Annotated in this window: 5 protein-coding genes; 4 read left to right on the top strand and 1 reads right to left on the bottom strand. The window is 60.8% G+C overall.

The features are described 5' to 3' along the window. A partial coding sequence (locus G3480_RS25575; RefSeq protein ID WP_164657030.1) for a DUF4200 domain-containing protein occupies window positions 1-385 on the bottom strand: 385 nt, incomplete at its 3' end. Window positions 386-623: 238 nt separating this feature from the next. Here G3480_RS25575 and G3480_RS25570 point away from each other — a divergent pair. The 4 genes from G3480_RS25570 to G3480_RS28020 form a co-directional block, all read left to right on the top strand. Then, the gene (locus G3480_RS25570) at window positions 624-1664 is read left to right on the top strand and encodes an AAA family ATPase (RefSeq protein WP_164657029.1); all 1041 of its coding nucleotides are present in this window, start codon (window positions 624-626) and stop codon (window positions 1662-1664) included. Beyond that, complete coding sequence (locus G3480_RS25565; protein ID WP_164657028.1) at window positions 1664-2206, top strand: hypothetical protein; 543 nt, start codon at window positions 1664-1666, stop codon at window positions 2204-2206. The genes G3480_RS25570 and G3480_RS25565 overlap by 1 nt, the downstream gene beginning before the upstream one ends. Window positions 2207-2317: 111 nt before the next feature. Further along, the gene (locus G3480_RS25560) at window positions 2318-3145 is read left to right on the top strand and encodes a DUF7281 domain-containing protein (protein ID WP_206171898.1); all 828 of its coding nucleotides are present in this window, start codon (window positions 2318-2320) and stop codon (window positions 3143-3145) included. A 54-nt stretch (window positions 3146-3199) separates the two neighbouring features. Then, window positions 3200-3394 (top strand): hypothetical protein (locus tag G3480_RS28020; RefSeq protein WP_206171897.1); only part of this gene is annotated, 195 nt, incomplete at its 3' end.

Here is a 3394-nt window from a genome sequence, read left to right as displayed (position 1 = left end):
GCAGCAGACCCAGGCCGATGCGCAAACTCCAGTTAATCACCGAGGTGAAATGCGGCACCCAACCATCGCCCGCTCGTGCATGGGTCTGAAACAGCCCCAGAATGCGTGGCACGCTGCGAAAGGACACCGCCGCCTGCAACACCAGCATTACGCACAACGTGCGCACCTGGTCGGCTTCGGTCAGGTCGCTACCGACTACAGAGGAGGCAGGGGGACTTTTTTTTTCCACCGCCTGCTCCAAGGCTCTGACCTCGGCCTTGAGTTGCGCAATGCTTTGCCGAGCGCGTTTGTGCGCCTTCTTCTGTTCACGCAACGCCTCGGCGCGTTGCACCGCCTTGCGTTTCCAGGCATCGCGACTACGGAGGATTTTCGAGTGCTGAAGCATCGGACAACATCGACAGGGTCGGTTATGGATGGAACCGATCTTCTATCAAATCCAAACCGTCCGTTCCAGCGTTCTCATCCTGTCACTTGTCATCCAAAAACCGGGGGCGTCGAACACTGCGGAAAGTGCCCGATTTCGACAGCCTAGCATCGTCCCCTTGGAAGACGAAAAACCGGGGGAACCTCACATCGCCGAACTCATCGGCAGCCAGATACAATTCGATATTTGAGGAGGAGACATGCTCGAAAAAGCGCGTTTCCAGAACTTCAGCTGTGTGCCCAATGACGTTTGGCGATTCGCTTCCGGGGTCAATGTCATCGTCGGCGAAAATGGTCTGGGCAAGTCGCATGTGCTCAAGGCCCTCTACGCGCTCATGAAGGTGCAGGCCGATGCCAAGGGCTTGTCTAAATCGACCCTGGAAAAGGCATACGCCGACAAGCTGGTGGCGGTGATGCGCCCGGAAAGCCTGGGGCGACTCGCGAAACGCAAGCGTGGCCGCGAGCGCTGTGAAATCGCTTTGGAGCTAAAGGACAGCGACCACAATTGCGCCATCGGCTTTGCCACCAACGCCAAGAGTCAGGTCGAGATCATTGAGGCGCCAGCCAAGGGTTTAACGCTGTCGCCGGTCTACCTGCCCACGCGCGAGCTGGTGACGCTGTGCCCGTGGTTCCTGCCGCTGTACGACAACTACCACCTTGAGTTCGAGGAAACCTGGCGGGACACAGTGTCGCTGCTGGGCAACCCGGCGCTCAAGGGTCCACGAGAAAAGGATGTGGCGCGACTGCTGCATCCGCTGGAACAAGCGATGGGCGGCAAGGTTGTCGTTGATTCCCAAAGCGGCCGGTTTTATTTGCAAGCTTCCGGTGAAGGAGCCATGGAAATACCCCTGGTAGCCGAGGGCTTGCGCAAGCTCTCGATGCTGGCTCGCCTCATCAGCACCGGCACTTTGCTCAAACAAGGTTTTCTGTTCTGGGACGAGCCGGAAACCAACCTAAATCCCAAGCTCATCAAGACCGTGGCCGCCAGTATCGTTGCGGTTGCCGCATCGGGCGTGCAGGTATTCGTTACCACGCACTCGTTGTTTCTGCTGCGCGAACTGGAAATGCTGCTCGGCGACAAGGCTCGTGCTAAGTTGCCACGGCGCTGGTTTGCACTGGCGGCCAGCAAGGATGCGGTGTTACTGGAGCAAAGCGAAGGCGTCGAAGACATCCAGACACTGGTGATGCTGGAGCAAGAGTTGGCGCAGTCGGATCGCTTCCTGGAATGGGAAGAGGCCTGATGACGGAGATCCAGGAAGGGGATTTGCTGTTCACCTTCGATGAGGCCACCGCGGCCTGTAAGTACGATGACTGGTCCTTCTACCGAAATCAGTTTCAGAACGGCTGCTTCCGCGACAACAAGGCAGTGGACATCCTGTGTCACTCTGATCGCGTCGCGTGGCTCATTGAGGTGAAGGACTATCGGCGGCATGAGCGCACAAAGACAGTTGATTTGGCCGACGAGATTGAGATCAAGGTTCGAGATTCCCTAGCAGGAATCCTTGCAGCGCAGACCCGGGCAAATGATGCCGATGAAAAGCAATTCGCTCGTAAACTGCTTGGCGCGAGGCAAGTGCGCGTGGTCTGCAATATCGAACAGCCAGCCAAGACGAGCCGGCTTCGTCCGCGCGCCATAGAGCCCGACAAGCTGAAAGGCCAGCTGCGGCGATTGCTCAAAGCCATCGATCCGCACCCAATCGTCATGGACAAGCATACTTCGGGACTGGCCGTGCCTTTGCCTTGGGCAGTGCGGCAAGCCGGAGTGTCGCGTCAGCGCTCGTGATACCCGGCGGGTCGATCCATCAGGATCGAAGGATCTCTCTTTCGAGCTGGACATGATCGGCGAGCCACACCCGCTCTATAGCGGCAACTTCATCATTAGGGATCTTCGACTATGGCTAGCCTGAGCAAACGGCACATGCGGGCGGTCCATCGCCTGCTGCGCGAGGAACTGGAGGCGGTGGAGCGGTCGACGACCTGGGACGAGATCCAGCAGACCTTCGAGCTGGGCGAGCCGCGCGGCCGTCGACTGCACTTCAGTGCCGAGCACCGCCGCGAGCTGCGCGAACTGGCCCAGCGGGCCTGGGGCTTCGACCCGCTCGCCGGCGTCCCCGAGGGCAACCGCCGACAGGTCGCCGCCAGCGCCATCGACGAGAAGATCGCCCGAGAGCGCCCGAACGATGGGTATGTGCTCGTGAAGGGCCGACTCCCGCCGCCCCTGCCAAGCCTGCCTCATGAGCTGAGCCTACGCGTTCCCCTGATAGCCCTGAGTCTCGACGGCATCAGCCAAGTGGTCGTCGTCGAGAACCTGGACAGCTTCGACGACTGGCACGCCTTCGCCGCCCCCGCCGAACTCGCCGACAGCCTGGTGCTCTATCGCGGCCACGGCGGACTGGCACGCGGCACCCGCCAGCTCCTGAGCATCCTGCCCGAGCACATCCCCATCACCGTCTTCACCGACTGGGACCCAGCCGGCCTGCGCATCGCCCACACCCTCCCCCGTGCCGACGCCCTGCTGCTACCCGATCTTGACGAGCAACTGCTGGCCAAAGGCAGTCGAGCGCACTTCGCCCGGCAGCATCAGGCCGCCCAGTACCTCGACAATGCGGTGCTGGGCGAGTGGGGCTGGGTCTGGGAGGCGATGAAGCGGGAAGGGGTGAGTATCAAGCAGCAGCATATGCTCGCGCTTGGGGTGCGTTTGCGGCGAGTTGCGCGTGGTTGATCTGGGCAACCATCGCATAGGCTATGCGTGGCAGGGCTGTGAAGGTCACAAAAAGTGAACGCAACAACTCCTGTCGGTCGCCACGGCCTCCACGCGGCTGAACCGCCCGAGCAGCGCGAGTCGCGAGTCCTCGGTACAATCGCGCCTTTTTTAACCAGCGGGCTGTTGACGCTGTTGCTGAATCCACTGCTTGAGCGCTTTGCCGAGCATTTCCCCATCCCCACCATGGCGCGCGCGGTGTTGGAGCGC

Source organism: Thiorhodococcus mannitoliphagus (assembly GCF_010915725.1).
Lineage (GTDB): Bacteria > Pseudomonadota > Gammaproteobacteria > Chromatiales > Chromatiaceae > Thiorhodococcus > Thiorhodococcus mannitoliphagus.
The sequence above is the reverse complement of the archived record's forward strand: the minus strand, read 5'-3'. Positions and strand labels throughout refer to the sequence as shown.